This window comes from Pseudomonas sp. Marseille-Q5117 (assembly GCF_946901175.1).
GTDB lineage: Bacteria > Pseudomonadota > Gammaproteobacteria > Pseudomonadales > Pseudomonadaceae > Aquipseudomonas > Aquipseudomonas iranensis.
Map to the genome: position 1 here is coordinate 149,679 of NZ_CAMPPP010000007.1, position 24,707 is coordinate 174,385.

At 57.9% G+C, this 24,707-nt stretch carries 23 protein-coding genes and 2 pseudogenes; 22 read left to right on the forward strand and 3 right to left on the reverse strand.

Annotation, left to right across the window (positions count from 1 at the left end; all coding sequences use genetic code 11):
* Nucleotides 1-24: 24 nt before the first annotated feature.
* The 7 genes and pseudogenes from OC605_RS13685 (at nt 25) to OC605_RS28190 (ending at nt 6,246) form a co-directional block, all read left to right on the forward strand.
* A complete protein-coding gene (locus OC605_RS13685) occupies nt 25-1,290 on the forward strand; it encodes an ABC transporter substrate-binding protein (RefSeq protein ID WP_262137714.1) in 1,266 nt (421 codons plus the stop codon).
* Nucleotides 1,287-2,159, forward strand: coding sequence for a branched-chain amino acid ABC transporter permease (locus OC605_RS13690; protein WP_262137716.1), 873 nt, complete (start codon nt 1,287-1,289; stop codon nt 2,157-2,159). The genes OC605_RS13685 and OC605_RS13690 overlap by 4 nt, the downstream gene beginning before the upstream one ends.
* A gap of 10 nt (nt 2,160-2,169) precedes the next feature.
* Nucleotides 2,170-3,180 carry a branched-chain amino acid ABC transporter permease gene (locus OC605_RS13695; protein ID WP_262137717.1) on the forward strand — a complete coding sequence of 337 codons (1,011 nt, stop codon included), beginning with the start codon at nt 2,170-2,172 and terminating at the stop codon, nt 3,178-3,180.
* Nucleotides 3,177-3,893: an ABC transporter ATP-binding protein gene (locus OC605_RS13700; RefSeq protein ID WP_262137719.1), complete on the forward strand. Its 717-nt coding sequence runs from the start codon at nt 3,177-3,179 to the stop codon at nt 3,891-3,893. The genes OC605_RS13695 and OC605_RS13700 overlap by 4 nt, the downstream gene beginning before the upstream one ends.
* Nucleotides 3,890-4,624: an ABC transporter ATP-binding protein gene (locus OC605_RS13705; protein WP_262137721.1), complete on the forward strand. Its 735-nt coding sequence runs from the start codon at nt 3,890-3,892 to the stop codon at nt 4,622-4,624. Before OC605_RS13700 ends, OC605_RS13705 begins: the two co-directional genes overlap by 4 nt.
* A pseudogene (locus OC605_RS28185) lies at nt 4,621-5,388 on the forward strand (MCP four helix bundle domain-containing protein); the annotation flags it as partial. The gene OC605_RS13705 and the pseudogene OC605_RS28185, both read left to right, overlap by 4 nt.
* Complete coding sequence (locus OC605_RS28190) at nt 5,383-6,246, forward strand: methyl-accepting chemotaxis protein (RefSeq protein WP_410056001.1); 864 nt, start codon at nt 5,383-5,385, stop codon at nt 6,244-6,246. The pseudogene OC605_RS28185 and the gene OC605_RS28190, both read left to right, overlap by 6 nt.
* Here OC605_RS28190 and OC605_RS13715 read toward each other — a convergent pair.
* The 3 genes from OC605_RS13715 to OC605_RS13725 form a co-directional block, all read right to left on the reverse strand.
* On the reverse strand, nt 6,231-8,075 hold the full coding sequence (locus tag OC605_RS13715; RefSeq protein ID WP_262137724.1) for a sigma-54-dependent Fis family transcriptional regulator: 1,845 nt from the start codon (nt 8,073-8,075) through the stop codon (nt 6,231-6,233). The two genes, OC605_RS28190 and OC605_RS13715, sit on opposite strands and share 16 nt — an antisense overlap.
* 144 nt (nt 8,076-8,219) lie before the next feature.
* On the reverse strand, nt 8,220-8,993 hold the full coding sequence (locus tag OC605_RS13720; protein ID WP_262137726.1) for a coniferyl-alcohol dehydrogenase: 774 nt from the start codon (nt 8,991-8,993) through the stop codon (nt 8,220-8,222).
* A gap of 21 nt (nt 8,994-9,014) precedes the next feature.
* Complete coding sequence (locus OC605_RS13725) at nt 9,015-10,490, reverse strand: aldehyde dehydrogenase family protein (protein WP_262137727.1); 1,476 nt, start codon at nt 10,488-10,490, stop codon at nt 9,015-9,017.
* Nucleotides 10,491-11,519: 1,029 nt separating this feature from the next.
* Between OC605_RS13725 and OC605_RS13730 the strand changes: the two genes are divergently transcribed.
* The 15 genes and pseudogenes from OC605_RS13730 (at nt 11,520) to OC605_RS13800 (ending at nt 24,631) form a co-directional block, all read left to right on the forward strand.
* Nucleotides 11,520-12,269 carry a hypothetical protein gene (locus OC605_RS13730; protein ID WP_262137728.1) on the forward strand — a complete coding sequence of 250 codons (750 nt, stop codon included), beginning with the start codon at nt 11,520-11,522 and terminating at the stop codon, nt 12,267-12,269.
* A gap of 115 nt (nt 12,270-12,384) precedes the next feature.
* Nucleotides 12,385-12,615 carry an AlpA family transcriptional regulator gene (locus OC605_RS13735; RefSeq protein ID WP_262137729.1) on the forward strand — a complete coding sequence of 77 codons (231 nt, stop codon included), beginning with the start codon at nt 12,385-12,387 and terminating at the stop codon, nt 12,613-12,615.
* A 4-nt stretch (nt 12,616-12,619) separates the two neighbouring features.
* A complete protein-coding gene (locus OC605_RS13740) occupies nt 12,620-13,462 on the forward strand; it encodes a ParA family protein (RefSeq protein ID WP_262137731.1) in 843 nt (280 codons plus the stop codon).
* Between the two features lie 82 nt (nt 13,463-13,544).
* Nucleotides 13,545-13,754, forward strand: coding sequence for a hypothetical protein (locus OC605_RS13745; protein WP_262137732.1), 210 nt, complete (start codon nt 13,545-13,547; stop codon nt 13,752-13,754).
* Nucleotides 13,755-13,768: 14 nt separating this feature from the next.
* Entirely contained in the window at nt 13,769-15,355 is a 1,587-nt protein-coding gene (locus OC605_RS13750; RefSeq protein ID WP_262137733.1) for a ParB family protein, read from the forward strand.
* Nucleotides 15,352-15,900, forward strand: a complete 549-nt coding sequence (locus tag OC605_RS13755) for a DUF2857 domain-containing protein (RefSeq protein ID WP_262137734.1) — start codon at nt 15,352-15,354, stop codon at nt 15,898-15,900. The genes OC605_RS13750 and OC605_RS13755 overlap by 4 nt, the downstream gene beginning before the upstream one ends.
* A complete protein-coding gene (locus OC605_RS13760) occupies nt 15,897-17,087 on the forward strand; it encodes an STY4528 family pathogenicity island replication protein (RefSeq protein WP_262137736.1) in 1,191 nt (396 codons plus the stop codon). Before OC605_RS13755 ends, OC605_RS13760 begins: the two co-directional genes overlap by 4 nt.
* 242 nt (nt 17,088-17,329) lie before the next feature.
* The gene (locus tag OC605_RS13765; RefSeq protein ID WP_262137737.1) at nt 17,330-18,073 is read left to right on the forward strand and encodes a PFL_4669 family integrating conjugative element protein; all 744 of its coding nucleotides are present in this window, start codon (nt 17,330-17,332) and stop codon (nt 18,071-18,073) included.
* The gene (locus OC605_RS13770; protein ID WP_262137738.1) at nt 18,070-18,588 is read left to right on the forward strand and encodes a DUF3158 family protein; all 519 of its coding nucleotides are present in this window, start codon (nt 18,070-18,072) and stop codon (nt 18,586-18,588) included. Before OC605_RS13765 ends, OC605_RS13770 begins: the two co-directional genes overlap by 4 nt.
* Nucleotides 18,585-19,055: a single-stranded DNA-binding protein gene (locus OC605_RS13775; protein ID WP_262137739.1), complete on the forward strand. Its 471-nt coding sequence runs from the start codon at nt 18,585-18,587 to the stop codon at nt 19,053-19,055. The genes OC605_RS13770 and OC605_RS13775 overlap by 4 nt, the downstream gene beginning before the upstream one ends.
* A 218-nt stretch (nt 19,056-19,273) precedes the next feature.
* Nucleotides 19,274-21,241: a DNA topoisomerase III gene (locus OC605_RS13780; RefSeq protein WP_262137741.1), complete on the forward strand. Its 1,968-nt coding sequence runs from the start codon at nt 19,274-19,276 to the stop codon at nt 21,239-21,241.
* A gap of 1,080 nt (nt 21,242-22,321) precedes the next feature.
* Entirely contained in the window at nt 22,322-22,903 is a 582-nt protein-coding gene (locus OC605_RS13785) for an STY4534 family ICE replication protein (RefSeq protein ID WP_262137742.1), read from the forward strand.
* 71 nt (nt 22,904-22,974) lie between these two features.
* A complete protein-coding gene (locus OC605_RS13790; RefSeq protein WP_090454346.1) occupies nt 22,975-23,232 on the forward strand; it encodes a hypothetical protein in 258 nt (85 codons plus the stop codon).
* A 105-nt stretch (nt 23,233-23,337) separates the two neighbouring features.
* Complete coding sequence (gene radC, locus OC605_RS13795; RefSeq protein ID WP_122426604.1) at nt 23,338-23,832, forward strand: RadC family protein; 495 nt, start codon at nt 23,338-23,340, stop codon at nt 23,830-23,832.
* Nucleotides 23,833-23,884: 52 nt separating this feature from the next.
* Nucleotides 23,885-24,631, forward strand: a pseudogene (locus tag OC605_RS13800) (ABC transporter substrate-binding protein).
* Nucleotides 24,632-24,707 lie beyond the last annotated feature (76 nt).

Consider the following 24,707-nt stretch of genomic DNA (forward strand, 5'->3'; position numbering starts at 1 on the left):
ACCCATTGCCTTGTGGAGCACTCTATGAAAACCCATCTTTCGACAACCTGGCTGCACTCGCTGCCCCTGCTTGGTCTGCTTTACGGCTGCCAGGTACTGGCAGCTGAACCCACTCTCTGCGGCCCGCCAGGCAGCGCGCCGGCAAGTGGCACGCCGATCCTCGTCGGCGCTATCGTCGGCAAGACCGGCCCCGATGACTTTAGCTCGGCGGCTGCAGCAGCCCGTGCCTATTTCAAATGCGTCAACGAGAACGGCGGGATCGGTGGTCGGCCCATCGAGTACGCCATCGAAGACGACAAGTGGAACCCGGAAACAGCCGCCCAGGCAGCTTCCAAACTAGTCAAAGATCGTAAGGTAGTCGCCCTGGTTGGCAGCGGCAGCTTTATCGAAATGTCGGTGAACGCAAAGCTCTATGAACAGGAAAAAGTCATTTCCATGGCCTCCGGCTGTGCGGTTCGCGAGTGCTTCGAGGCGCGCAATATCGCCACCACCAACCAGGGTCCGCTGCCCAGTAACTTGGGCGCAGTGCAGTGGTCTGTGCGCAAACAAGGCAGCAAGCGCGTTGCATGCATCGGACTGAATATCCCAAGTAACGGCGTCTGGTCCTGTGACGCGGTCAACGACTGGCTCAAGCAACAGGGCCTGGAAGGCGTTTCTGTAGTCTTTGACCCAGCGGCGGCGGATTTCACCGGGGTCATCCTTGAGGCCATGGCCGCCAACCCGGACACCATCCTGCTCAACCTGCCGGCCGGCGCTGGACTGGGCGTGCTGAAGGCAGCCCAGGAACAGGACCTGCGCGACCAGTACAAATGGATTGCCGCCACGCCGCTCTATGACAACAAAATTCCAGCGGCCCTGGGTGACTACTGGGATGGCCACCTGGCGGTGCAAATCGAGTTGACCCGCCTCGACGGCCAAGGCCCGGACGCCAAACGCTGGCGGGCATTGATGGCCAAGTACGGGGTCGGTGACAGCCGGGCGAGCAACCGGATCGACACGTTCTCCCAGGCCGGATTTGTCTCGGCGAACATCTTCGTCGAGACCCTGCGCAAAATGGATCCGAACCAGATCGACCGCGCCTCGGTCAGCGAGGCCCTCCGCGGCGTGAAGGACTACCGCACTGACCTGCTCTGCGCGCCCTGGACCTTTGGCACCGGGGACAAACACATGGCAAACCATGCTGGAATGATGGTGCAGGTCAAAGACCTCGGCTACAGCGACCTAGAAGGCTGCTTCGAGGTCGAGATTCCGGCGATCTATCGTCAGGATGAATCGGGACAAGGCGCGTGAATAGCTATCTGATCTTTCTGATGGCGGGCCTGGCAATCGGCTCGATCTATGCCTTATCCGGCGTGGGACTGGTGCTGCTGTACCGGGCCACTGGGGTCCTCAACCTGGCCTATGGCGCCATAGGAGCGGCGGCGGCGCTGATCAGTTGGCAACTGGGCCAGTGGGGCGGCTTCGCGCCGCTCTGCTGGCTGGCCGGGGTTGCGGTGGCCGGGTTGATTTCCCTGGGCTATGGCCTACTGATTTCACCGCGCCTGGAACACCGCGAACCGGTGATCAAGGCCATGGCCACCCTCGGCGTGCTGCTGATTCTGCTAGGGCTGCTCTACAGCCTGTGGCCCGCGAACCCGCGCAGGCTGGACCTGCCCAGTGACGCAATTGCGTTCAACCTGATGGGCGTGCGCCTGACCCTGACACGGCTACTGGCGTTTATCGCCACCCTGCTGCTAACCACCGCTATCACGCTGTTTCTCGCCCGGACCCGGATTGGCTTACTCATGCGCGCCCTGGCCAGCCACCGGCAGCTCTCTGCCATCGTCGGGATCCGGGTGATCCGGGTCGAGGTGCTGGCCTGGTCTATCAGCGGCGTGATGGCCGGCATCAGCGGAATCTTGCTGGGGGCACTGGTCAGATTGGACGCCGGCGCGCTGACCTTCCTGGTCATCCCGGCGCTGGCGGCGGCGATCATCGGGCGTCTGCAGTCCTTGTCGCTGACCCTCGCCGCCGGTCTGCTCATCGGCGTGGTCGAGTCGCTGTGTACCCTACTTCCAACGCTGTCGCCCTACCGCTCCGCGACGCCGTTCGTCCTCGCGGTGCTGGCAATTTTCTGGTTGCAACGCAATAACCGTCTGCTGTTCGCCAGCCATCAATAAGGGGCATGGAATGATGACTCACACACTGCAAAACCCCGCTGCGACACGCCCCGCCGATCCACGCCAGGCCCTCAAGTGGCTGGCCTTCGGCGCATTGGCCTTGTTACTGGTAGTCGTACCCGAAGGCTTGAGCGCCTACTGGCTGCGGGTTGCCACCACAGCGGTAATCTACACCCTAGCCGCCGCCTCCTTGAGCCTGTTGTATGCCCGCCTGGGTCTGGTTTCACTGGCCCAGGTGGCACTGGTCGGCGTCGGCGGCTGGGTGTCGCTGCGCGTCGCCCATAGCGGCCACTGGCCCTTTGAGCTGAGTCTAATGGTCGGCGGGATCGTCGCCGGCCTCACGGGTATGCTGGTCGGCTTGCCCGCCCTACGACTGCGCGGCCTGTACCTGGCGCTGATCACGCTGATGGCTGCCGCAGGTTTCAGCGTGCTGATCACCGCCGTGCAGTTTCCCAACGGCGGCGAAGGCTTGCGTGGCTTCAACCCGGCGGGCGGTATGTTGATGGCCCGGCCCTGGCTCGGGCAGAGCGACATCGGCATGTTCCGCTACTGCGTGACCGTGGCGGGCCTGGGGTTCCTGCTGATCGAATGGCACCGGCGCAGCCGCCCCGGGCGCGCCTGGGCGCTGATCCGCAAGGGCGAAGCCTGTGCCATGGCGGCCGGGATCAATGTCTCGCTGTACAAGAGCTGGGCGTTTTGCCTGGCGGGGTTTCTCGCAGGGATCGCCGGAGCCTTGCTCGCGGCCAGCTTGGGCACGCTGGATGCGCGCTCCTTTCCAGCCAGCGAATCGATCATGCTCGCGGCCCTAAGTATTGTCGGCGGGGCCTACAGCGTTCTGGGCGCGATCATCACCGGGGTCTTGTATCGACTGTTTCCGGCCTTTCTCGATAACCTTGGGCTGGCGGGTGATCTGTCATATGTGATCTTCGGCATCGCCTTGCTGCACACGCTCATCACAGCGCCCCAGGGCATCGCCGGACAATTGCTCGCACGATTGCAGCACTGGAGGGCCCGCCCATGATTGAGCTAAACAACCTGTCAGTTTGGTTTGGCGGCGTCCAGGCGCTCAAGAGCATCAGCGTCACCATCGACGCTCCTCTAGTCGGCATTATCGGCCCCAATGGCGCGGGCAAGACTACCCTGCTCAACGTGCTGAGCGGCTTCGTCACCCCGCGCACCGGTACCCTGAGGGCATTCGGCAGCGACCTCGGCGCCCTGCCCCCGCACCTTCGGGCACGCTGGGGCCTGCGCCGCTCCTTTCAGAGGGAACTGGTGGTCGAGGACTTGAGCGTACTCGATAACATTCGCGCCATGCTCGACGCCCTTCCCGGAAACCGCGCCGAAAAGCGCCGCCAACTCGAGGACGTGCTGGACTTCACTGGCCTCATCGACCAGGCCGACACCCTGGGTGCGCGCCTCAATGGCTTCGAACGGCGCCGCGTGGAACTGGCCAAGACCCTCGCCGGCCAGCCGCGCATCGTCTTGCTCGACGAGCCCGGCGGAGGCCTGAGCGGCGACGAGATGGCCGAACTGCAACGCATCGTGTTAGGTATCGGCCCGCGCTTCTCCGCCACCACCCTGATGATCGACCACGACGTCGAACTCATCGCCAACACCTGCGTCAACACTCTGGTGCTGGACTTCGGCACCTTGATCGCCTACGGACCAACCCCCCAGGTGCTTCAAGACCCACGGGTAAAAGCTGCCTATCTGGGCGATGAGGAGCTGCAATGACCGATTCACTGATTATCCGCGGACTGAGCCTGGCCCGCGGCGGCAAGCGCGTGCTCGACCAAATTGACATAAACATCGAACCAGGTCGTATCACGGCCGTGCTCGGCCCCAATGGTGCCGGTAAAAGCAGCCTGGTCATGGGCATCGCCGGGGCGTTGCCGTTGCTCGACGGTTCGGTGTGCCTGGGCGAGCAGTCGCTAACTGGCATGTCCGCCGAACGCATCCGCCGTGCCGGCGTCGCCGCCGTTCCCGAGGGTCACCTCGTGTTCGCCGGACTGAGCGTGCTGGACAATCTCAAGGCTGCGGGCAACCTGCTCTCCAACGCAGAACTGGCTAACGCGCTGGAGGAGGTCTTCGAGGTTTTTCCTGAGCTCGCCCAGTGCCGTACCCAGGCCGCCCAAACCCTCTCCGGCGGCCAGCAGCAGATGGTCGCCCTGGCCCATGCACTGATGGCCCGGCCAAGGTTCATCCTGGTGGACGAGATGTCCCTGGGATTGGCACCTGTGATAGTCAAACGCCTGGAGGGGGTCATTGAGTTGCTGGCCCAAAACGGCACAGGGATCCTGCTGATCGAGCAGTTCACACAGGTCGCCTTACGCCTCGCGGATTACGTCTATGTGATGAATCAGGGCCGCGTTGTTCTGGAAGGCGATCCCCAGCGCTTCAACGATGACCCTCAGGCTCTGCAAAGAGCCTATCTGGCTCACGCCAACCAGGAGGATCAAACATGACGCCCATATTAAGCACAATCAAGGCCCGTCTAAGTGCATTGCTGGTGTTGTTGAATCTGCTGCTTATCCTGCTCGGCGGATGGAGCCTGTACAGCCTTGAACAAGCCAGTACTAAACTGGAAGATATGTACAGCTCCAAGCTGCTGAATATTGAAAACTTGGGAAGGATGCTGGAAATCAACAGCTCCTCGCGATTTCCCATTTTGCTAGGCGCGATCGAGCGCGACGAATCTAAAACCCAGCGCATCGTTGATAGCGTTATACCTTTGCGAAACGAAGTCATTGAACTCTGGACGCGCTATCAAGCTACGCCCAAAAGCCCTCAAGAGCAGGCATTGTTAGGAGAGCTGGAAAAAACCCGCAGCGTTTTTCTCGAAAGGATGGACAAGGCAGTACGGGCCTTCCAGGCAAATGACTTTGATCGCACCCTCACACTGCTGAGCGGTCCGGTTGACAGCGCCTTCCTGGCCCAAAGGGACGTTTTTCGTCGTTTGTTCCAGCTGCAATCGGCTAGCGCCCTGGAGGCGTATCAGACGTCACTTGAAAGTAAGTGCACGGCCATGAGTGCGACCTTACTGACAGTGCTCGCCAGCATGCTTATTTGCCTGGGAGCGGGATTTTGGCTGATTCGTTCGATCTCCGGACCGCTGGGGGCAGCCGGACAATTAGCGAAAAACATCTCAGCAGGTCATTTAGACAAGGAGGCAACTGCCGGTGCTCCTGGCGAGCTAGGGGTTCTGCTGAAAGCTCTGGGGGGAATGCAAAATACTCTTCGGTCGGCCATTCAGCGAATTGCCCAAGCATCCATCCAGCTTAATGTGGCCGTGACAGAGGTTGGCGACCTGACCGAAGACGGCGCGCGCCAACTCAACGCGCAGAATGCTGAATTGCAGCAAGCCGCCACCGCCGTCAACCAAATGAGCGCCAGCGCCGAACAGGTGGCGCGCCATGCCCAGGACACAGCTGGTGCCACTCAGTCCTTGCAGATGGCCGCACGGCAAGGCCATGAACGGGCGTTGGCGTCGGTAGCGGCGATCAGGAGAATGTGCGGCGATCTGAGTGAAATACAAAATCTTATGGAAGGCCTGTCGGGCCAAGTCGAGGGCATTCATAAGGTGCTGGACGTGATCCGCGCGATAGCTGAGCAGACCAACCTGCTGGCGCTCAACGCGGCAATCGAGGCAGCCAGAGCAGGTGATTCAGGGCGTGGCTTTGCGGTGGTTGCCGATGAAGTGCGGGCGCTGGCCTTACGCACCCAATCGTCGACTGTGGAAATCGAACGAATGATCGAGGGCGTCAGCAGCGAGACTCGGTGCGCCTTGTCATCGGTCAGGCAAGCCAATGTCCAAGCCGAAGACTCTCGCAAGACCTGCGAATCGGCCCAGCGGGCGCTGGAAGTTATCGGTGCCTCGGTGGAGCAGATAAACCAGCGCAACCAGGAGATTGCCAACGCAGCCAACGAGCAAGCTCATGTTACCCGCGAGATCGACCGCAGTCTGTTGAACATTCGCGGACTGGCCGAACACAGTGCGACCAACGCCGACAGCATCTCCCAGGCTAACCAGCGCCTAGCCCTCCTGCAAGGCGATTTAAGGGATCTCGTCAGTCAATTCCGGACCTGAAGATAGCGGCCCTTGACCCGGTAGCTCAACTGAGCCCGGGTCATCCCCAACATTTGCGCAGCCAATGTGTAGTTGCCATGGCTTCGCTGCATGGCGGTGCCGACCAGCAAACTCTCTATTTCCTCCAGAGAGGTGCCCAACTTGGTTTGATCACCCCGCAGGAAAGCGCGCAGATGTGTCAACGGCTGCTCGCCACCGACCTCCGCCACAGTCTTCAGAGGTCTCTCCGTAACGACGGAAGGTAACGGTTCCAAAGGGCCCATCACCAAATGTCCTTGGGCATTGAGGCCAATGGCATCGCTAATGGGGTTGCGCCCGCCCTGGGACAGATGATGGATGTCCATCAGCTCGTTGTCCTGCGCACTGATGACACCGCGTTCGATCAAGTTTTGCAATTCACGGATATTTCCCGGAAACGGGTGAGCCAAGAACGCATTGACCAGACGGATGGTGAAGCCGGTGACCGAACGTCCGTGGCGCTTGCAGAACTTACGCAGAAAATAGTTCATCAACAGCGGGATATCATCGCGCCGCTCACGCAGGGGCGGTAAATGGATCGGGTAGACATTCAGGCGGTAATACAGGTCTTCACGAAAGCGTCCAGCCTTGACCTCTTCGAGCAGATCGAGATTCGTCGCCGCAACCACTCGGACATCGACTGAAATGGCCTTACTGCCGCCCACACGTTCGATTTCCCGCTCCTGCAACACCCGCAGCAGTTTGCCTTGCGAGGACAGGCTGAGTGTGGCGATTTCATCAAGGAACAGCGTACCGCCATCAGCACGCTCGAAACGACCGCTGCGTGAACGGTCGGCACCGGTGAAGGCGCCACGCTCGACGCCGAACAGTTCCGACTCCACCAGATTTTCTGGCAAGGTCGCGCAATTCAGCGCTACGAAGGGTTTTCCGTTACGCGGGCCGATCGTGTAAAGCATGTGGGCGAACAGCTCCTTGCCCACACCGGACTCGCCGGTGAACAACACGGTGGCCTGCGTCGAGGCAACCCGACGCAGCATATGACAAGCAGCAGTGAATGCCGAGGACACTCCCACCATGTGTTTATCAGCGTCTTCGGCGTCGCTCGCGAGCGGTTCGCTGGCCATGCTTGTGTCTTCATAGGCGCTGCGGCTGAGAAAATCTTCGGCGTTGAAGTGATTCAGATCGCTCTGCACGTCCGGCCATTGCTCGGCCGGCTTACCAATGATCCGGCACTGGCTTTGGCCAGTGGAGCGGCATTCGACTTCGCGATAGACAATCAACCGCCCCAGCAACGATGAGGCGTAACCGCTGGCATAGCCGATCTGCATCCAACAGGCAGACTCACTGCCGATACCGTGGGCTGCGATGTGGCTGTCATCCTCAATCGAGTTATGCCATAAAAACTCGGCATAGAAATGACCCTGCGCATTATCGAATTCGAAACGAATCACTTCGTTTTTCACCAAGCCTTCAAGTGCGTGCAACCGCGGCCCTGCCGAAAACAGCGCCGCGTGGTCGCCATCGGGCCAACGCTCACGAACCAACTGGGCATCACGCGTGCCGGCCATCCAGCCAAGGCGTGTAAACAGCCCACGCGTCTTATCGAGACCAATGGTTTCTGTCAGTTCACTGCGCAGGGCACCCAGCGCCGAGCTATGCATCAACATCACACGCTGGCCGCACATCCAGATACTCCCGTCCTCCGGCGAAAAAGCCAGGGTTTCAGCGAGCTGCTCTAAGGTAGGCGTGTGGCCTAAAGTAAGGTGATCCTGAGCGTCGGTAAGCAAATCGGGAATGATTGGCTGTAAGCCATTCAATGCAGCTGAATTATTATTTTTTGGCTGAGTCATCACGGCTTTCCTGATGCTTGCCACGTCAAATCGAGCGCAACAAACAATGTAGATGAATGGGATCGATCATCCCATCCATCACCACCACTGCCTAGTTGGCAAGACACCGACCGTTCGTTAATCGAACGGTCTTGATGCCTTGGATTACAAGCTGTAAGTAGAAGCCAATATATGTGAGTGCATCCCGCCATCTACTGCCAAGTTAGTACCTCGCATCCAGATTGAGCCGTCACCGAGCAGAAAGGCCACCACTGGTGCGATGTCCGTGGCTCGGCCCGGACGGTCCATCGTCTTCATGTCCTCCTCGGCACGGGCGCCGAGGGTCTCGATAAAATCCTTGAGAATCGGCGTGTCCACCGGGCCAGGGCTGACCGCGTTCATACGGATCCCACGCTCGCGCCAGGTCCAGCGATTCTGCAAAGTCCAAGCGATCAGCGCTTCCTTCGAGAAGAAATAGCTACGTGGCCCGACTATCCCGTGCTGTTCACAGAAGGCACTTGTGTCGGCGAAGCTCAAATCTTCGGCGGCCTTGATGGTCGCCACAGCATCCGGCCAGCCCACCCCCGCCAGCGAGGCCAGGTTGACGATGGAAGCATTGTCAGCGAGCTTGGGCAGCATTCCCAGGGTCAGGTACTTGAGGCCAATCAGGTTAACCTTGATCACGCGGTCGGCACTCTGGGTTGGCGGTAATCCGGCGATATTCGCCAGGCCATCTATTCCTTCCGGCAACTGGGCAAGCAAGGCGTCGATAGAATCTTGGGAGGAAAGGTCGACCTGGATGAACTGGTCGACGTCGACCTTCGGCGGATTGATGTCCACGCCAATGACGCGGGCGCCTTGCTGGCGGGCTACGCGTGCGGTCTCTTCGCCGATACCGGAAGCGACACCCGTGATGACCAGCGTTTTGTTCTTCAACATGCAAAATTCTCCGGGTGGTGCTTAAAAGGGGTAATGACGTGGGCTGTGCTGAATACTGATCCAGTGGTCAGTGGTGAACTCTTCGATAGCCCATTCGCCATTGAAGCGCCCCAACCCGGAGTTTTTCTCTCCTCCGAACGGCGCATGAGCCTCGTCATTCACCGGGATGTCGTTGACGTGGGTCATACCGGCCTTTATCTGGCGAGCGAAACGCACGCCGCGTTCCAGGCTGCTTGTGAACACTGCGCTGGACAAACCGAACTCGCTGTCGTTGGCCAGTTCCAGCGCGTGGATCTCATCCCGGGCACGCTGTATGCCAACCAAAGGACCGAAGATTTCTTCCCGAGCTATTTCCATATCACGGGTGACATCGGCAAACACGTGAGGCGGTACCAATTGTCCTACTACCTTCCCTTCCACCACGACCCGCGCACCCTCTTCCTTGGCGCGCCTTATTTTCGCCACCAGGCCCTGCAATTGCTTGGCATTGATAATCGGCCCGATCACGGTGTCGGCATCATCGGGATCACCGACCTTGAGAGTGCTTACGCGCTGGGCGTAGCGTGCGACAAAGGCGTCGTAGAGGCCATCTTCGACGATGATCCGATTGATTGCCATGCAGATCTGCCCCTGGTGCAGAAACTTGCCCATCACGGCGGCATTCACCGCCTGTTCCAGGTCAGCATCCGCCAGCACTACAAACGGGCTGTTCCCGCCCAACTCCAAGGCCACGTGTTTAAGGTGCGTGCCACCGCTGGCCAGACGCCCAATGTTCAAACCCACAGGAGTCGAACCGGTGAAAGAAATGAATTTCGGCACTTCATGCGCCACGAAGGCATCGCCAATCTTGGCACCCGAGCCGACCACCACGCTGAGCAATCCAGCCGGCAGCCCGGCCTCTTCATAGATTCGTGCCAGGAGCAGACCACCGATGACCGGGGTATCGCTCGCGGGCTTGATGACCACTGCGTTACCCAAAGCCAACGCTGGGGCCACCGAGCGCTGGCTTAAATGCAGAGGAAAATTCCAGGGGCTGATGACCCCCACCACGCCCAGCGGCTCACGATAGACCCTGTTTTCTTTGCCCGGAACATTGGAAGGCAGGATCCGACCATGGACTCGGGCCGGAAAGGATGCCGATTCCAGACTAATGGCCCGTGCCGCGCCCCATTCGATTTGTGCCTTGAGCCGGGTGCTGCCGGACTCGCGAATGATCCAGTCGATGATCTCTTCGCGGCGCTGGTCGAAGATCTGCACCACCCGGTGCATCACCGCCGCCCGCTCCGCCGGCCCGGTGGTAGCCCATTGCAGTTGTGCCTCGACGGCCTTGCGATAGGCCTCATCGAGATCTTCGCGATCAGCCTGGATAATCTCGGTCAACAGGCTGCCATCGAATGGGTTGTTCACCTGTAACACCGTGCTATCGCGACCGTCGCGCCAGACACCAGCGATGAATTGTTGGTTGAAGACAGGATACTTATCGGCAAGTTGAGTCATGAAAAACCTCTTATTGGTATAACCCTAGACTTGGGGGGCCTACTTGGAAAGTCCAGCGGCAATGCTGTCCTTACAATTCACATGCCAAACCGAGGAACACCATTAAACCCCTCAAAACCGGGCGCTATGGAATCCCCAGAAACAGCTCGCCAGCTCTGCAAGTGCCCGGCAGATCATATTGTTGATAATTTCATTCATAAAATTCTCAACTGAACTCGCCATACTCAAAGTTTCTCGGTTTAGTAATGTGGTAGGTATCCATCCGTTCTCCTCGCGCAATCGAGAGCAACTGTAATATCTTGATCACTTGACCTCTCGCACCTAAACGAGTTTAAAAAAGTCATTCACCGACAGCGCCATGGCATGCTTGTCGCTGGTCTAGGTCAACATCTCAAGTCGAACCTGCGTACTAATCATTCGCGTCATATGCAGCAAGGGGTTCCCCCGAGCTACGAACGCCTACGCAGAGACATTTTGTCCTGTGTTACCGCCTGAGCTAGCAGGATCAGATGAGATGGAGGCAACGTGCGCGGTGCGCTGGACATGATCAGAACGCCTAGATCTTGCTGAGATCCTCCGTCGGCCCTTGAACTATGGGGCACTGCATCAAAAATCTCGAGGATCGCTACATCCAATGTTTGATTAGAACGTCGCAAAGGCTAGGGTTAGAAGCGGAAAAGATTGAGTCAGCGCCTCTACATCTCGACCTCAACTTAGTCAGTCAACAAGTAGCTACGTGACGACTAACGGTTGGAACCCGCCCTGAAAATGACGGTCTTCACACTGGTTTCAATTATTATGCGGAACCGAAATCTGCCTACAACTGCAAGGCTATCCCGCCCCACCTGCCAGGGACGAACCCACTAACAAAACAAATGCAACTTCTTCAGGTGCTGGTAAATGGATTGACCTAATCGAAAAAAAATCCGATTAAAACAGCCACTGCCAGCAGTTTTCCAGCAGGTAGGCGATGTAGAGATGTTGTTTTGCTGGAGGCCGATCCATAAAGGAATGGAGGTCCGTTCGCGCATGTATTCAAACAAATTTAACCCGCAGGCTAAAACCTTCTATCGGCCCATCGACGCCGCATTGCGTTGGTGCAACCTCATTCGTTACGAAGCGCAGATCGTGCAAGCAGCTTGGTCTTACCCGGAAAAGCTTAGGATCCTGTTTCCTCAATGGCCGTGCCTACAGTCTAATACCGAAAAAATTTATGATGCCGTCCGCAATGGCGAATTACCGTATGGCTCCTTCGGTACTTCAGTTCCCCTGGGCACCCCCGTAGAGCTCACTCTGTTGACCGTTAGACACTCCGACTTACGTCTTTGGATGCAGACCTACTACCCCGATCAGCGGCCCAACTTCCTGTTCGAGTCGAACGACGAAACTCAAGATAAAATCAGCCTGGGTGTTTACTTTGCGCTCCAAGCCGAGCGGGATGCCCTCCTGCGGGAGCGCGATGCTCTGCAACGTCAGCTTCAAGATGTCGAAGCTGACCTTCAGGCACTGGGACTTGAGCAGGAAAGCCTTAAAACGCTGGTAAAAACGCAGGGACAGCTCGGCGATCGTAGTGAACACACCTACCTGCAGATCATCGGTGCCTTGGTCAACACCGTCTTAGACGTGTCGCCCGCAGGTAAACCTCTTTCCGTGTTCAAGAGCCAAGCCGCAATCGTCGATGCTTTGACCGCGCGCCACAATGACATTCCCGGTCTCAGCAAACGAACGCTGGATAAAAAGTTCGCGGCAGCCAATCGCGCTCTCAAAAAAACCACCTGAACCAAATCATTGCACTGCAATGCACTTGATTGCAGTGCAATGACTCCCTCGCTTTTCTGCTATTCACTTCAGGTCACTTCCCACCACGCGCCAAGCGGCGCCAGGAGTGACCAGCATGTCCAGCTCATCCGTCTCGCTCGCTGACAGCCCTCAACCACCGACCGAACGTCACATTATGCGGCGTGACGAAGTGGAGCGGAAAACCGGCTTCAAGCGTGCGCACATCTACAACTTGATGAGGGAAGGTAAATTCCCTCATGCCAAACGCATTGGACTGCGCGCCGTCGGCTGGGACTCGCTGGAGATCGAACAGTGGATCATTGAGCGTTTGGCACAGCAGGCCTGATGCCATGCGTGTGGTATCAGTGGTGTCCACCAAAGGTGGAGTAGGCAAAACAACAGTGGCTGCCAATCTTGGCGGTCTGCTGGCAGATGCTGGCCTACGCGTCCTGCTGCTCGATCTGGATAGCCAACCCACGCTCTCCAGCTATTACGCCTTGAACCACGAGGCCATCGCCGGGGCGTACGAACTCATTGCGCTCAACCAGACAGATCCTGCGCAGATAATTTCCACGACGGCGGTCGCCGGTCTCGACCTCATCCTCTCCAACGACGACCAAGGCCGACTGAGCACTTTGCTGCTGCACGCCCCTGATGGGCGATTACGGCTGCGTAATTTGCTCGACCATTTCCGTTCCCGTTATGACCTGCTTTTGATCGACACCCAAGGCGCACGTAGCGTACTGCTGGAGATGGTCATTCTGGCATCCGATCTCGCCCTTTCTCCCATCACGCCGGAAATGCTCGCCGCCCGCGAACTGCGCCGCGGCACCTTGAAGCTGCTCAGCGAACTCGAACCGTTCCGCCACCTGGGCATTCCGCCACCACCTTTGCGATTGCTACTGAACCAGGTGAACGCCATTCGAGTTGACACCCAGATGATCATCCGTGGCCTTCGCGAGACCTTCGCTGGGGCTACCAACATCTCAGTTTTAGACACCGTAGTTCCAGACCGAGTGGCATATCTCAATGCCGCCTCCCTTGGCCTACCGATCCACCGAGTCGAAACGCGCCGATCACGTAAACGACGCTCACTATCGGCGCTGGAAACCATGCAAGCACTGGCCATCGAGTTGTTTCCGGAATGGCGTGACGCAATCTCTAAGGTGAGCAGACGCGCGGGGGTTCAATGAAACGAGTCGCCAAGCCGGACATTTATCGTCAATTCATTTTTATCAACCTTGCTGCCAACAACGTTTGGCAAGGAGTCTTTTGATGCTGGATCAACTTTCCATCATCGTTCAGCCATCCGTTCGACCACACCATCCACCGTGCGAGGAATACTGCACCGTGGTCTTTCGTCTGCAGGGTGGACGCTCGGCCATGGGTTGGCTCCTCGCAGTACTCTCCCAACATTTCGAAGGTTCGGGAACTGCCGAGATCGTCAAGTTCGAGGTCGGTGACCATTTGCGCAACCGGCGTTAATTGAGGTTGTTCCAATGAAGAAGCTCAGTCAGGAAGAGATCACCGACAGGCTGTACCAAGACCACTTTACTCCAGGTCCAAAAGTGGAGCAGTTGTCCGATCCACTCACTGATACGCCTATGTTGGTCACTCTGGAACAGTTGCGACCCTACGATCACAACCCGCGCTTCATCCGTAATCCGCTTTATGAGGATATCAAGGCCTCGATCCGTGAACGCGGGTTGGATCAACCACCGCCGATTACCCGCCGCCCGGGTGAAACCTATTTCATTATCCGCAACGGCGGTAATACGCGCTTGGCGATTCTCGGCGAGCTGTGGCAGGAAACTCGTGATGAGCGCTACTTCCGCATTCATTGCCTGTTCCGACCTTGGAGCAATGAAATAACCGCCCTTCTCGGCCATCTGGCCGAAAGCGATCTGCACGGCCAACTCACCTTCATCGAACGGGCTCTGGCGGTGGCCAAACTCAAAACCATGCTCGAACCAGCTGGCGCTGCGCTCTCGCAACGGGAGCTGGCACGACGTCTTGCCGCTGGTGGTTATCCGATTTCGCAGTCGCACATCAGCCGGATGCTCGACACCCTTGAACACCTACTGCCCGCCATTCCACAAACCCTGTATGCCGGATTGGGTAAGCCCCAGATCGAACGCCTGATCATTCTGCGAAGCCAGGCGGAACGAACCTGGAACCGTTATCCAACCGCCGCTGTTGCGTTCACCGAATTTTGGCTCGAGACCCTGGGCTACTTCGATGCCGAGCCCGAATCCTTCGATCTTGAGCAGATCCAGGATGAACTGCTCGAACGCATGAGCCGCATGCTCGGACAGTCCTACCGTATGTTGGCCCTGGAGCTGAGCGATACCCATCGGATCATCTCGACGCCTGGCGTTGTCGTCACCACGCCCTCGGAGAACAACCATCTGCCGAACGATAATGAAGCCGCGGCAGGCCCCCCCTCCTCCGAGTCCCATTCCAAATCAACTGTGACTAGGACCCAGACCAAATCAACGCCAGAGGAACAGCTCACACCGCCTGAGACGAATGTCGTACCAGCGGTTAGCCCTCCGTCACGCATTCAACAGATTCGCGAACAGATCGATCGCGGGACCTTCACCGAAACAGCACCGACCGTCGAGGTCTGCTCGACCGACGACATCTGGACCATTGCACCAGCACTGGATAGCCCCGAGCAACTGCGTTTAGCCATTGCCGGACTGGCGCGGGAAATGGCGACCTATGCCGGACATCCCGAGAGCATCGTCGATCAGCAGCTTGGCTTGGGTTTCGCCCTCAACATCGAGCGAGTTGATCTTGCCGCGCCTCGCGCGACCGGCGTTCACCTACTGCTCTTGGCCCTGCTGCGCGCTCAAGACGACGTAAACTGGGAAGATCGCAAGCAACTGCCCTCAGCCCTGTTCGGCCAGCTGTTGCTGGGTATCTATCAACTCCCGCTGACAGATCGTCCCGCCGTGGATGTGGGACTGGAGCGACTGCCCGACAGTCTGTTAATCAAACTGTATCGCCTGATCCGCCTGGCCCGGCGCCTGATCGACTTAACGCTTTCCCCTGAAGACGACTCACCGAAGGAGCTGCCATGAACCTGTCCTTCAATGTGCTCAACCAGGCCATGCTGACCCAGGTGCTGCATGAGTTGCGCCTGGGTAATCTGCAACGCTGTAAAGCACTCGGACTGGGTGAGGATGACATCTACCTGTTGCAATCCTTACCGCCCACCACACTGTCACGCCTGGCCCATGCCACCGTACCCTGGGTTGAAGTCAAGATTGACTCGCCGGTGCTGCATCGGTTGATCGAGCAAGCCGAACGCGACGAGCAGAACGAACGCTTGATCAACCGAGCGCTCAAGCTGGGTGCCAGCAGCACCATCATGTATCAGCGCTTCGGCTTGGCGCATTCGGAAACCGCCCTGCGCCGGCGTCTACTCAAGATAGAAACCCGTAAGGGCCGCCCTCAGCATTTGAGCGAAGCGCAAGAACATGCCCTCTGGCAGCGTTGGTGCCAGCTACGCGCACAGGACGGTACCGAGGATCAGCTCGACGCCATGATGATGCTGGCCGAAGAACAGCAGATCAGCTTGACCATCGTCTGGCAGCAGATTGACCAGTACAGCAACGGAACATGAACACTGCCCCTTCCAGTCGCTGGCAGCGTGTCCTGCAGCAATGCGCCCAGCAGTTGAGTGAACGCTGGCCCGCACGCCCTACTACTGAACCACCCTCCTACAAGGCTCTGCAGGCTGGCTTTCTGTTCAGCGGCCAATCACTCGAAGTCGTGCCACGCCGGCTACTGTTGGATCATCGGCTGACGCCATTGGAACGTAATGCCTGGCAAGTGTTTCGACTCATGCTACAGGGTCAGGGCGTGGTCACGCCGCGCTATGAGGATTTGCAGCCTTACCTATCGAGCGTACCCTACGGTGCGTCAGCCTCCCGTGAAACCATTGCTCGTGTCTTGACCATGCTTAGGCTGACGCGCTGGCTTAGTCTGGTGAATCGCGGACGCGACCAGCTCAGCGGACGCCTGCAAGGCTCTCTATACGTCCTGCACGATGAGCCGTTAACCCCCGCCGAAGCCATGGAACTGGATCAGGATTACCTGCAGCTGGTCGGACATGCCCTTGATCATGCGACGAAGGCGGTGCGTATCGTCGCCCAGCACATTGTGGAAGAAGTCCGCCAGGACACGGACATCGATCAGGGTCGACTACCGACGCGACTCGACAGCTGGGGTGAACACTGGATGCAACAAGGATTGGATCTCGCAACCGAGGACTCCCTACACGATTCCGAACTAGGTGGCGATCACCGCGTTCGGAATCGTACAGGTCCTCGTTCGGATTCCGAACCGGGCTCCAACGCCCCTATTTCCGGCGCAGTTCGGAATCCGAACGCCGCCTGTACTGTATTAAAAGAAAGTACTTGTACTGTACCGCGCGCGACCCCAGCGGTGGATAACCTGCACTGGCCCGATCCGTTGCACCTGAGTCCAAGCGAGCGTCAGGCCGTCGCCGTGGCGCTGAACAAGCTCAAACCAGCGGATCGGCAGGCGGTGCTCAACGAAGCCGGTGCACGCTGTGCGGCCGGTGGTATTCGCAAGCCCGCGGCCTATCTGATGGGCCTGATCCAGCGCGCACTGAAAGGCGACTTTCGTCCTTGGGCAGGCCAGACAGAGCCCTCACCCGTTGCAGAACTGCCCCCAACAGCACCCGCACGCCCGTCCCGACGACAGGGCGAACCCGCCTCCGCCCTCGCCCAAGCGTGCCTGAATGAGCTGCGCCAACTGCGCGAAAAACGCCCTGGACGTCAGTAGATTTGATGCCAGTGGCATCAAATCTACTGAGTTCTAAGGTGAAATCGCAAAGAGCCGAACCTGCGCAATTCGACCGATACAGCCATCGCCAACCATGAAAATGATGCCAGTGACGTCAATCGCGAACGCCTGCGAAATTAACCCTCTCACACCAAACCGAACAGACCGCATTCAGCTTTTTGGCTGTCCTTACCCCTCATCTGTCGCAACGTTCCCGTCCAAGCTTATGCGAGGACAACACCGTGGCCGATCACTATCAACTCAACCTGGGTTCATTGCGCAGCAGTATCACCCTGACCCTGCACACTCACCACGCCGCCCGTATCTGGCAAGGTCGAACCGCACGCGAAGGCGTCCACTCGATCATGGGCATGGCCGGCTACATCAGTGTCACCAACCTGATCAAACAAACCGCGGCCCAGGACGATCCGTATGCCGACTGGGCCATCGTGCAACTCGAAGAAAAACTGATGCAGGCCAAGGTTGGGATGCTGGAACTGACCCAACAGCTTGATCGGATCAGACAAGAGCTGCCGACCCAGATCGACATGGGTGACAACCTCAACATCCACCCCGTCACCTTGCCGTTGTACATCGGCAGCCAGCTGGGTTTTCTGGCGGTCTACCTGCTGACCGACTACGACACCCTGGTACGCCGGACCCTATTGGCCCATCACACCGCCCTGATCGGCCGCAGAGACATGGAAGCCTGGATCGACGACGGCGCCCATTTGCTGCGCAGCCTGTTCGGTCAGGCACAGCGCTATCGGCATGCCGGAGTCACACGCGATGACATGGCGGCTCACAACGCCCGTGCCATAGCGGCCATCGAGAAGATAGGTTTGCCCCCCATGGACATTCTTGAGGGACATCGGCGCTCCCAGTTCGCGCCGCCGATCATTAGGCGTGGAGATGACGCTGACGTGTTGGCAGAGGAAGCGGGAGAGCCATCTGCGACAGTGGACGTGCCGGAGGACGAAGCATGAATTCCATGATCCCGGCTCAACCAATGCCCTTCGAAGCATTGACACCGGATGCCTATCGGCAGCTCGAACACGCTGCCTCCCTAAAAGGCCTTTTAAAACCTTTTAAGGGTAAGGGGGAGTTGGAGCAGCTGGCGCAGATGGCAAAGGAAATCGAGGCGCAGTTATGTGACTTGATGAAGGCTGTTGTACAGCAAGCCGGACAGCCCCCTTACTCACTGCTGGATATCCGATTGGTGCTGCAGAACACCAGCGCTGGCAGCACTTTTTTGCGTTGGCGCACCCGTGACTTTGCCCGTATGGGAGTCTCGGTCTGGGAACGCCAGGTCTGCAACAAAGCCTTGCCGCAGGTCGTACGCGAGGGATTGCGCCGTTTCGAATGCAATCGCATCGCACTGAACCTACAGATGAGTGTGGTGCATTCGCTCTACCGCCAGGCCACGACCTGCGCGATCAAAATGGACAGTGCCGAACGGCTGCTGCGCCAGTTCACAACCGCAATGGAGGTATCACGATGAGTACCTTTTTCGTCGGCGAAGGCAATATCGGCAGTGCGCCAGAGTTTCAAGAATTTCCATCAGGCAATGACGAGCCACGCCGTTTGCTGCGACTGAATGTGTACTTCGACAACCCCGTGCCACGCGAGGGCAGCTATGAAGATCGAGGCGGTTATTGGGCGCCGGTCGAGCTCTGGCACCGCGAAGCTGAACACTGGAGCACGCTGTACCAGAAAGGTATGCGTGTGCTGGTCGAAGGCCGCACCGTACGCGATGAGTGGGAGGACAGCGAAGACAATGCCCGGGTCACCTTCAAGATCGAGGCCCGTCGAGTCGGCATCCTGCCTCACCGGGTACACAGCGTGGTCATGCGAGAACGCTCCAGCGAACCGGTGGCATCTGCGAATCAGGTCAGCCAACATGCAGAGCAAGCCAGCTCCCCTGCGTCGAAACCAAAAAAACGCAGAGGGCAACCACCGCCGGACTGACAGAGTTCAGGCATAAAAATTGCGCCTCTGCGCGAAGTGGCTGACCTGTCGTTACTCGCTGCTCGTGAAGATCCACCTGTCGTCCACACTACAAACCGCCCCGGCCCATTCAAGCCTGCCCTCACCTTCTAATATGAGGAACCTGCAATTCAGGTTTCTCATATCTCGCAACTGCTGTTTCCAACAACGCTGCTCCGAACTCAATCCGGAGCAGTTCTATGCGCCTCTTCCTCTGCGAAAAACCTTCCCAGGGTCGGGACATCGCCAAGGTACTCGGGGCCACTCGGCGTGGTGATGGTTGCCTGATCGGCACAGAGACAACCGTCACCTGGTGTATCGGCCACCTGCTGGAGACAGCATCGCCTGAAGCCTATGGCGAGCAATTCAAGAGTTGGTCGTTGGATCATCTACCGATCATCCCCGCTCAGTGGATGGTCGAGGTCAAACCCAAGACTGCGGCACAGTTCAAAGTCATCAAGCGCCTGCTCAGTGAAGCCTCTGCTGTCGTCATCGCGACCGACGCCGATCGAGAAGGTGAAATGATTGCCCGCGAGCTACTAGAACTCTGCAAGTATCGAGGTCCCGTTCAACGTCTTTGGTTGTCCGCACTCAACGAGGCGTCGATTCGCAACGCACTTTCCTCACTAAAGTCTGGTCAGGAGACCTTCCTGCTTTACCACTCAGCCCTCGCCCGCAGCCGAGCCGACTGGCTGATCGGCATGAACCTGAGTCGTTTGTTTACCCTTCTTGGTCGGCGGGCGGGCTACGACGGTGTATTGTCGGTTGGACGCGTCCAGACACCCACTTTACGTCTGGTAGTCGATCGGGATCGTGCGATTGCCAGTTTCGTCTCGGTGCCCTACTGGGAAGTGGAGGTGCACCTGTCCTCAATGGGGCAACCATTCATCGCGTCGTGGCTACCACCCAGTTCAGGGCAGGACGAGGTAGGTCGTTGCCAGCAACAAGCGCTGGCCATTCAGGCGACCCAAGAGATTTCTAGCGGTAAGACCGCCACAGTACTCTCGTTGCAGACTGAGCGTTTCCGAGAACCTCCGCCCCTGCCCTTCGACCTGAGCACACTGCAAGAAGTCTGCTCGCGCAAGCTAGGACTCGGCGTTCAGGAAATCCTGAACATCGCCCAAGCCCTGTATGAAACCTACAAAGCCACCACCTACCCACGCAGCGATTGCCGTTATTTGCCAGAGAGTATGTTCAATGAGGTACCCGCAGTATTCGATGCCCTGCTCAAAACGGATCCGGCGCTGCAGCCCACATTCGGAAGACTCGATCGATCACTGCACTCCCGCGTGTGGAACGATGCCAAGGTCACCGCGCACCACGGCATCATCCCCACCACCGAGCCGGCGAACCTGGCGCGGATGTCCGAACAAGAACGTCAAGTCTACGAACTGATTCGTAGCCACTACCTCGCGCAATTTCTTCCGCATCATGAGTTTGATCGAACTCAGGTCGAACTGGAGTGCGGCGGGGAGCGTTTGACTACTGTTGGCAAACAGATCCTGATCCAGGGCTGGAAAGGCTTGCTCTACGAAAACACCGAGGAGGATGAGCCCAGTCAAAAGTCCCAAGTCTTACCCGTCCTGCAACAGGGTACTCAGTGCGCAGTGAACGACGTCGAACTCAAATCCATGCGCACTGCCGCTCCCAAACCTCTCACCGAAGGCGATCTGATCAAGGCGATGAAAAACGTGGCCAAGCTGGTCAACGACCCACGCCTGAAACAGAAACTTCGGGACACCACCGGAATCGGTACCGAAGCCACGCGAGCCGGCATCATCAAGGGGTTGATTGATCGCGGCTATTTGCTGAAGAAAAAACGCGCCTTAATGGCCTCCGCAGCGGCCCATACTCTGATCGAGGCGGTACCCGCTGCAGTCGCGGATCCGGGTATGACCGCGATCTGGGAACAGGCTCTGGACGAAATCGAAGCGGGACGTCTGACCCTGGATGCGTTCGTCGCCAAGCAGGCGAACTGGATTGCACAATTGGTCAAACACTGTGGCGCACTCACCTTGGCGGTACCGGTCGAAGCCGGCCCGACCTGCCCCATTTGCAACGCCTCAATGCGCAGGCGAAAGGGGAAATCAGGGCCGTTCTGGTCATGCTCCCACTACCCCGACTGTAAGGGAACAGTGCCGATCAGAAAAGATACGCGTCGCTCATGACGCTTCACTGGAGATCGACATGAGTATTGGGGTGATCAGTGCATCATCAACGGCGGCTGATCCCTCTCTAAGTCGATAAAGTGTTGTCCGATTTCACGGGCCAAGGCAAAGAAAGTGACCGCGCCTTTATCCTGGCAACCATCGAACAATTGGCCGATCATCTCGGCAGTAAGTAACTTCTTTCATCGTGCTCAATGTAGTGGCTTATGCGGGATCGCCCACTGGCTTGACGTGATCCCACCCTCTCTGCTGTAGTGTTTCAGGATCATCGCCAACGGCGACCCAAGACCGAATCGCTCCGGGCAGCTCGGTCGAACTCCTTGAGTTCGGAGCCTTCTCTTTCTGCGAAATTTCATTCCTGATTTGTGCTCGACCTGATCACGGTGGCGGATGACCACTGTTGCCTCTACCAGGCAATAGCGGTCATCCGCTTCAGCGATCGTATTCAGTTCCGGAGCCCACCGGGGAAACACTGGGCACCCTTTGTGCGCGGATGCGTGCCAGCATGTTCCGACCCGGGCCACGACAAGGGTCGGTTGGCGAAGCGTGACGCAGTGAATAAAGTTTTGCGAGGAGCTTGTCGACTGCGTACCACCGTCAAAGGTGGCTTTTCTCTTCTTCGCCTGGCACCCCGCCAGGCCCACTCTTCACTTTCTTCAGTCCAGTGACTACCACTATATTCCGGCCATCAAAAATCGGGTGGCAGCGTCTTGACGCTCCCCTATGACAGGCTTATACAAAGGACGTGGTTCGCTGTCGTTGACAGCCCAGCCCAGGTAGCCAGAACCTTCAAGGCTACGCCACGCTCGTGGTGGTTTACCCAAGTGCGATCAGCGTTCGGAAGCTCGCGCGGTTACCGCTTCAGCGGTAATGAATGCCCACTACCTCATGCCTGCGAATCACCACCGCAGACGTTTCTCTGCTGCACCGCTATTCCCCCAAACGCATCGTTCTGATCGTCATCGGCTTGCCGGTGGCGAGTCGTTCATCGCTCGCCTTCACCTTACCCACCCTGACGGAGGCTCACTTCCCCGTCAGGGGCTGTGCGTCGCCGTTTTCCCTTGAAACAGGAGAACCACCATGGCCCACGCCAACCACTCCCAAGAAGCGACCACTTACTTCAATCTGCACACCGTCGGTATCGGTTATCTCAACCGTGTTCGTGAAGTCCAAGTCCGCCGCGGCCAGCCATTCATGGCTTGCGATATCGCAGCCCTGCACGGTGCCAGCGATGCGGTGGAGTACACCCGTTTCGACTGCAAAGTCGCTGGGGGTGAAGCTGAACGCTTGATTCGTCTCTATATGGACGCCGTCAACGCCGAGAAAAAGGTCTTGCTGTCGTTCCGTATCGGCGACCTGTGGATCGATCCGTTTCTCTACGAGAAAGGCGATAAACAAGGTCAACCGGGCGCCAGCCTGAAAGGTCGTTTGCTGTTCATTGACTGGATCAAGGTCAACGGCACGTTCGAATACAAAGCGCCCGCCAGGCAGGAAGTAACAGCACCTGCTGAGCAAGCGCCAAACAGTAAGCCATCTCCTTCATCGGCTGATACCGAAGCTGAGGAGACCGCAAACCCAACAGAGGCTCGGGTCGAACCTGAATCTCCACCCACTCCCCGCACGGCCCGCCGTGATGCCACCCGTACCGTTCAGTCCGCCTGAACAGTCCACGATGTTCCTCATCAAGGCGCTCCGTCGAGCGCCTTTTCTTCAATCCGCACAGGAGAACCAACATGGAATCCTTCTGGCTTTGCGACGACTGCCTGTTTGCTACTGCTTACGAGGACTACAGCACGTTATCGCTCTATTACACGACGGATGAAATTGAGAAACGCATCGCCGGCATCCATCGAGGACTGGTTCGGTTAATGCCCATCAGTGCCGACTTTGATCCCGAAACTGGCTGGGGAATAAAAGCCTTTTCCCTATTGCCCTGCGACGGTTGTGGTTCACCCCTACACGGTCAACGCCACCGATTCACTCGGCTGTAAACAGCGCGCCATCGGCTAACACCCGCGACTCTCTATCCACCTCGGGGACACCACTCCCCTCCCCTCGGGCGTGTACCCCTGATTGTTCTCTTCGGAGGTACTACCATGAGCACCCAACTCACCCTGATTGAAACCGCGGATTTCGAGGCTGATCGTATCGTCCAAGAAAACCAGGTGATCGACGAAGCACTGCAGATTCTGGATCGTCGGCTGTTCGCCCGCGGCCCTAACCTGACGTCCCCTGGCGCTGTGGCCTCCTACCTAAAACTGCATCTTGTGCAACAAGAGCATGAAGTCTTCGGTGTGGTATTTCTCGATGCCAAACACCGGGTGATGGCGTTCGAAGTCCTCTTTCACGGCAGTATTGATGGCGCCAGCGTTTACCCCCGCCAAGTCGTCAAGCGCTCCCTCGCGCATAACGCTGCGGCCGCCATTTTTGTTCACAACCACCCCTCAGGGTGTACCGAACCCAGCCAGGCGGATCGCGTCTTGACCGCACGGTTGAAAGAGGCCTTGGCCTTGATCGAAGTGCGCGTACTGGATCACTTCATCGTGGGTGAAGGTCGTCCACTTTCCCTTGCCGAACATGGCTGGCTTTAACCCTCACAGGCGTCTTCGGGCGCCTTGTCCATTATCATTCTGGAGAACCTTCATGAACCCCACACCCCAAGATCCAGCCCTGCCGACAGCCTCCAACCCATTTGCTCGCGGCTACGACAACCTTCACATCGAACGACTGCTACTGATCACCTACGAAGACGACTGCCCTCCCTGCTTTCGACCCGTACACGACTCACAGGCCCATCTGCCCGACGATGAACTGCAACTGTTCCCCTGCCTGTTCAATGACGATTTCGCCTTGATCAGCGAAGGCAAATCCATTCCGAATGATTTGGATGAACGCTGCCAGTCCACCGGCCTGGTGCGCCAAGTGATTTAAGCCGTGATGGGCGAAGTGCTCAACGAACGGCATCACCTCGGTGATCTGTACTCCCTGGAAGAGGCCCAAGCCATGGTCCATCGCTTGAGCTTCGAAACGGGACACTACAGTCGGGCTTGGGAAATCAGTACCGCGCACCTTCCCGAAGAAGCGATGCTTTATCTGGAGGAGTGGGTCAGTAACTTCGCTCTGCGGCAAACCGGCCTCTTGTTCGAGCTTTTTACGCTGCCAGATTGCTGCGGTATCGGTTGCAAACTGATCGGCACGCCATGGACGGACGAGAACTTGCTGAACATTGAGGGCAATCGTTATTCGAGCTTGAGACAAGAACAACTCGACGCAGGCACACCGGAAGCCTTGGTCAACGTACTGTATTTGGCGGCATTGGCGGATCTGCGTTTGTTGATCTTCGACCCCGACGCTGCCGTCTTGGATGGGCTCGCCATTTTCGATGAATAGCAACGTGTTCAGCGTTAACACGACCCACCTTGAATCAACTTTCTCACTGAATCGCTCCTTCACCTCATGTCAGGTT

What these genes read in the sequence shown, in the direction of transcription:
- OC605_RS13685 (WP_262137714.1), top strand. Translation starts at nt 25, where the DNA reads ATGAAAACCCATCTTTCGACAACCTGGCTGCACTCGCTGCCCCTGCTT.
- OC605_RS13695 (WP_262137717.1), top strand. Translation starts at nt 2,170, where the DNA reads ATGATGACTCACACACTGCAAAACCCCGCTGCGACACGCCCCGCCGAT.
- OC605_RS13700 (WP_262137719.1), top strand. Translation starts at nt 3,177, where the DNA reads ATGATTGAGCTAAACAACCTGTCAGTTTGGTTTGGCGGCGTCCAGGCG.
- OC605_RS13705 (WP_262137721.1), top strand. Translation starts at nt 3,890, where the DNA reads ATGACCGATTCACTGATTATCCGCGGACTGAGCCTGGCCCGCGGCGGC.
- OC605_RS28190 (WP_410056001.1), top strand. Translation starts at nt 5,383, where the DNA reads ATGCAAAATACTCTTCGGTCGGCCATTCAGCGAATTGCCCAAGCATCC.
- OC605_RS13715 (WP_262137724.1), bottom strand. Translation starts at nt 8,075, where the DNA reads ATGACTCAGCCAAAAAATAATAATTCAGCTGCATTGAATGGCTTACAG.
- OC605_RS13720 (WP_262137726.1), bottom strand. Translation starts at nt 8,993, where the DNA reads ATGTTGAAGAACAAAACGCTGGTCATCACGGGTGTCGCTTCCGGTATC.
- OC605_RS13725 (WP_262137727.1), bottom strand. Translation starts at nt 10,490, where the DNA reads ATGACTCAACTTGCCGATAAGTATCCTGTCTTCAACCAACAATTCATC.
- OC605_RS13730 (WP_262137728.1), top strand. Translation starts at nt 11,520, where the DNA reads ATGTATTCAAACAAATTTAACCCGCAGGCTAAAACCTTCTATCGGCCC.
- OC605_RS13735 (WP_262137729.1), top strand. Translation starts at nt 12,385, where the DNA reads ATGTCCAGCTCATCCGTCTCGCTCGCTGACAGCCCTCAACCACCGACC.
- OC605_RS13740 (WP_262137731.1), top strand. Translation starts at nt 12,620, where the DNA reads ATGCGTGTGGTATCAGTGGTGTCCACCAAAGGTGGAGTAGGCAAAACA.
- OC605_RS13745 (WP_262137732.1), top strand. Translation starts at nt 13,545, where the DNA reads ATGCTGGATCAACTTTCCATCATCGTTCAGCCATCCGTTCGACCACAC.
- OC605_RS13750 (WP_262137733.1), top strand. Translation starts at nt 13,769, where the DNA reads ATGAAGAAGCTCAGTCAGGAAGAGATCACCGACAGGCTGTACCAAGAC.
- OC605_RS13755 (WP_262137734.1), top strand. Translation starts at nt 15,352, where the DNA reads ATGAACCTGTCCTTCAATGTGCTCAACCAGGCCATGCTGACCCAGGTG.
- OC605_RS13760 (WP_262137736.1), top strand. Translation starts at nt 15,897, where the DNA reads ATGAACACTGCCCCTTCCAGTCGCTGGCAGCGTGTCCTGCAGCAATGC.
- OC605_RS13770 (WP_262137738.1), top strand. Translation starts at nt 18,070, where the DNA reads ATGAATTCCATGATCCCGGCTCAACCAATGCCCTTCGAAGCATTGACA.
- OC605_RS13775 (WP_262137739.1), top strand. Translation starts at nt 18,585, where the DNA reads ATGAGTACCTTTTTCGTCGGCGAAGGCAATATCGGCAGTGCGCCAGAG.
- OC605_RS13780 (WP_262137741.1), top strand. Translation starts at nt 19,274, where the DNA reads ATGCGCCTCTTCCTCTGCGAAAAACCTTCCCAGGGTCGGGACATCGCC.
- OC605_RS13785 (WP_262137742.1), top strand. Translation starts at nt 22,322, where the DNA reads ATGGCCCACGCCAACCACTCCCAAGAAGCGACCACTTACTTCAATCTG.
- OC605_RS13790 (WP_090454346.1), top strand. Translation starts at nt 22,975, where the DNA reads ATGGAATCCTTCTGGCTTTGCGACGACTGCCTGTTTGCTACTGCTTAC.
- radC (WP_122426604.1), top strand. Translation starts at nt 23,338, where the DNA reads ATGAGCACCCAACTCACCCTGATTGAAACCGCGGATTTCGAGGCTGAT.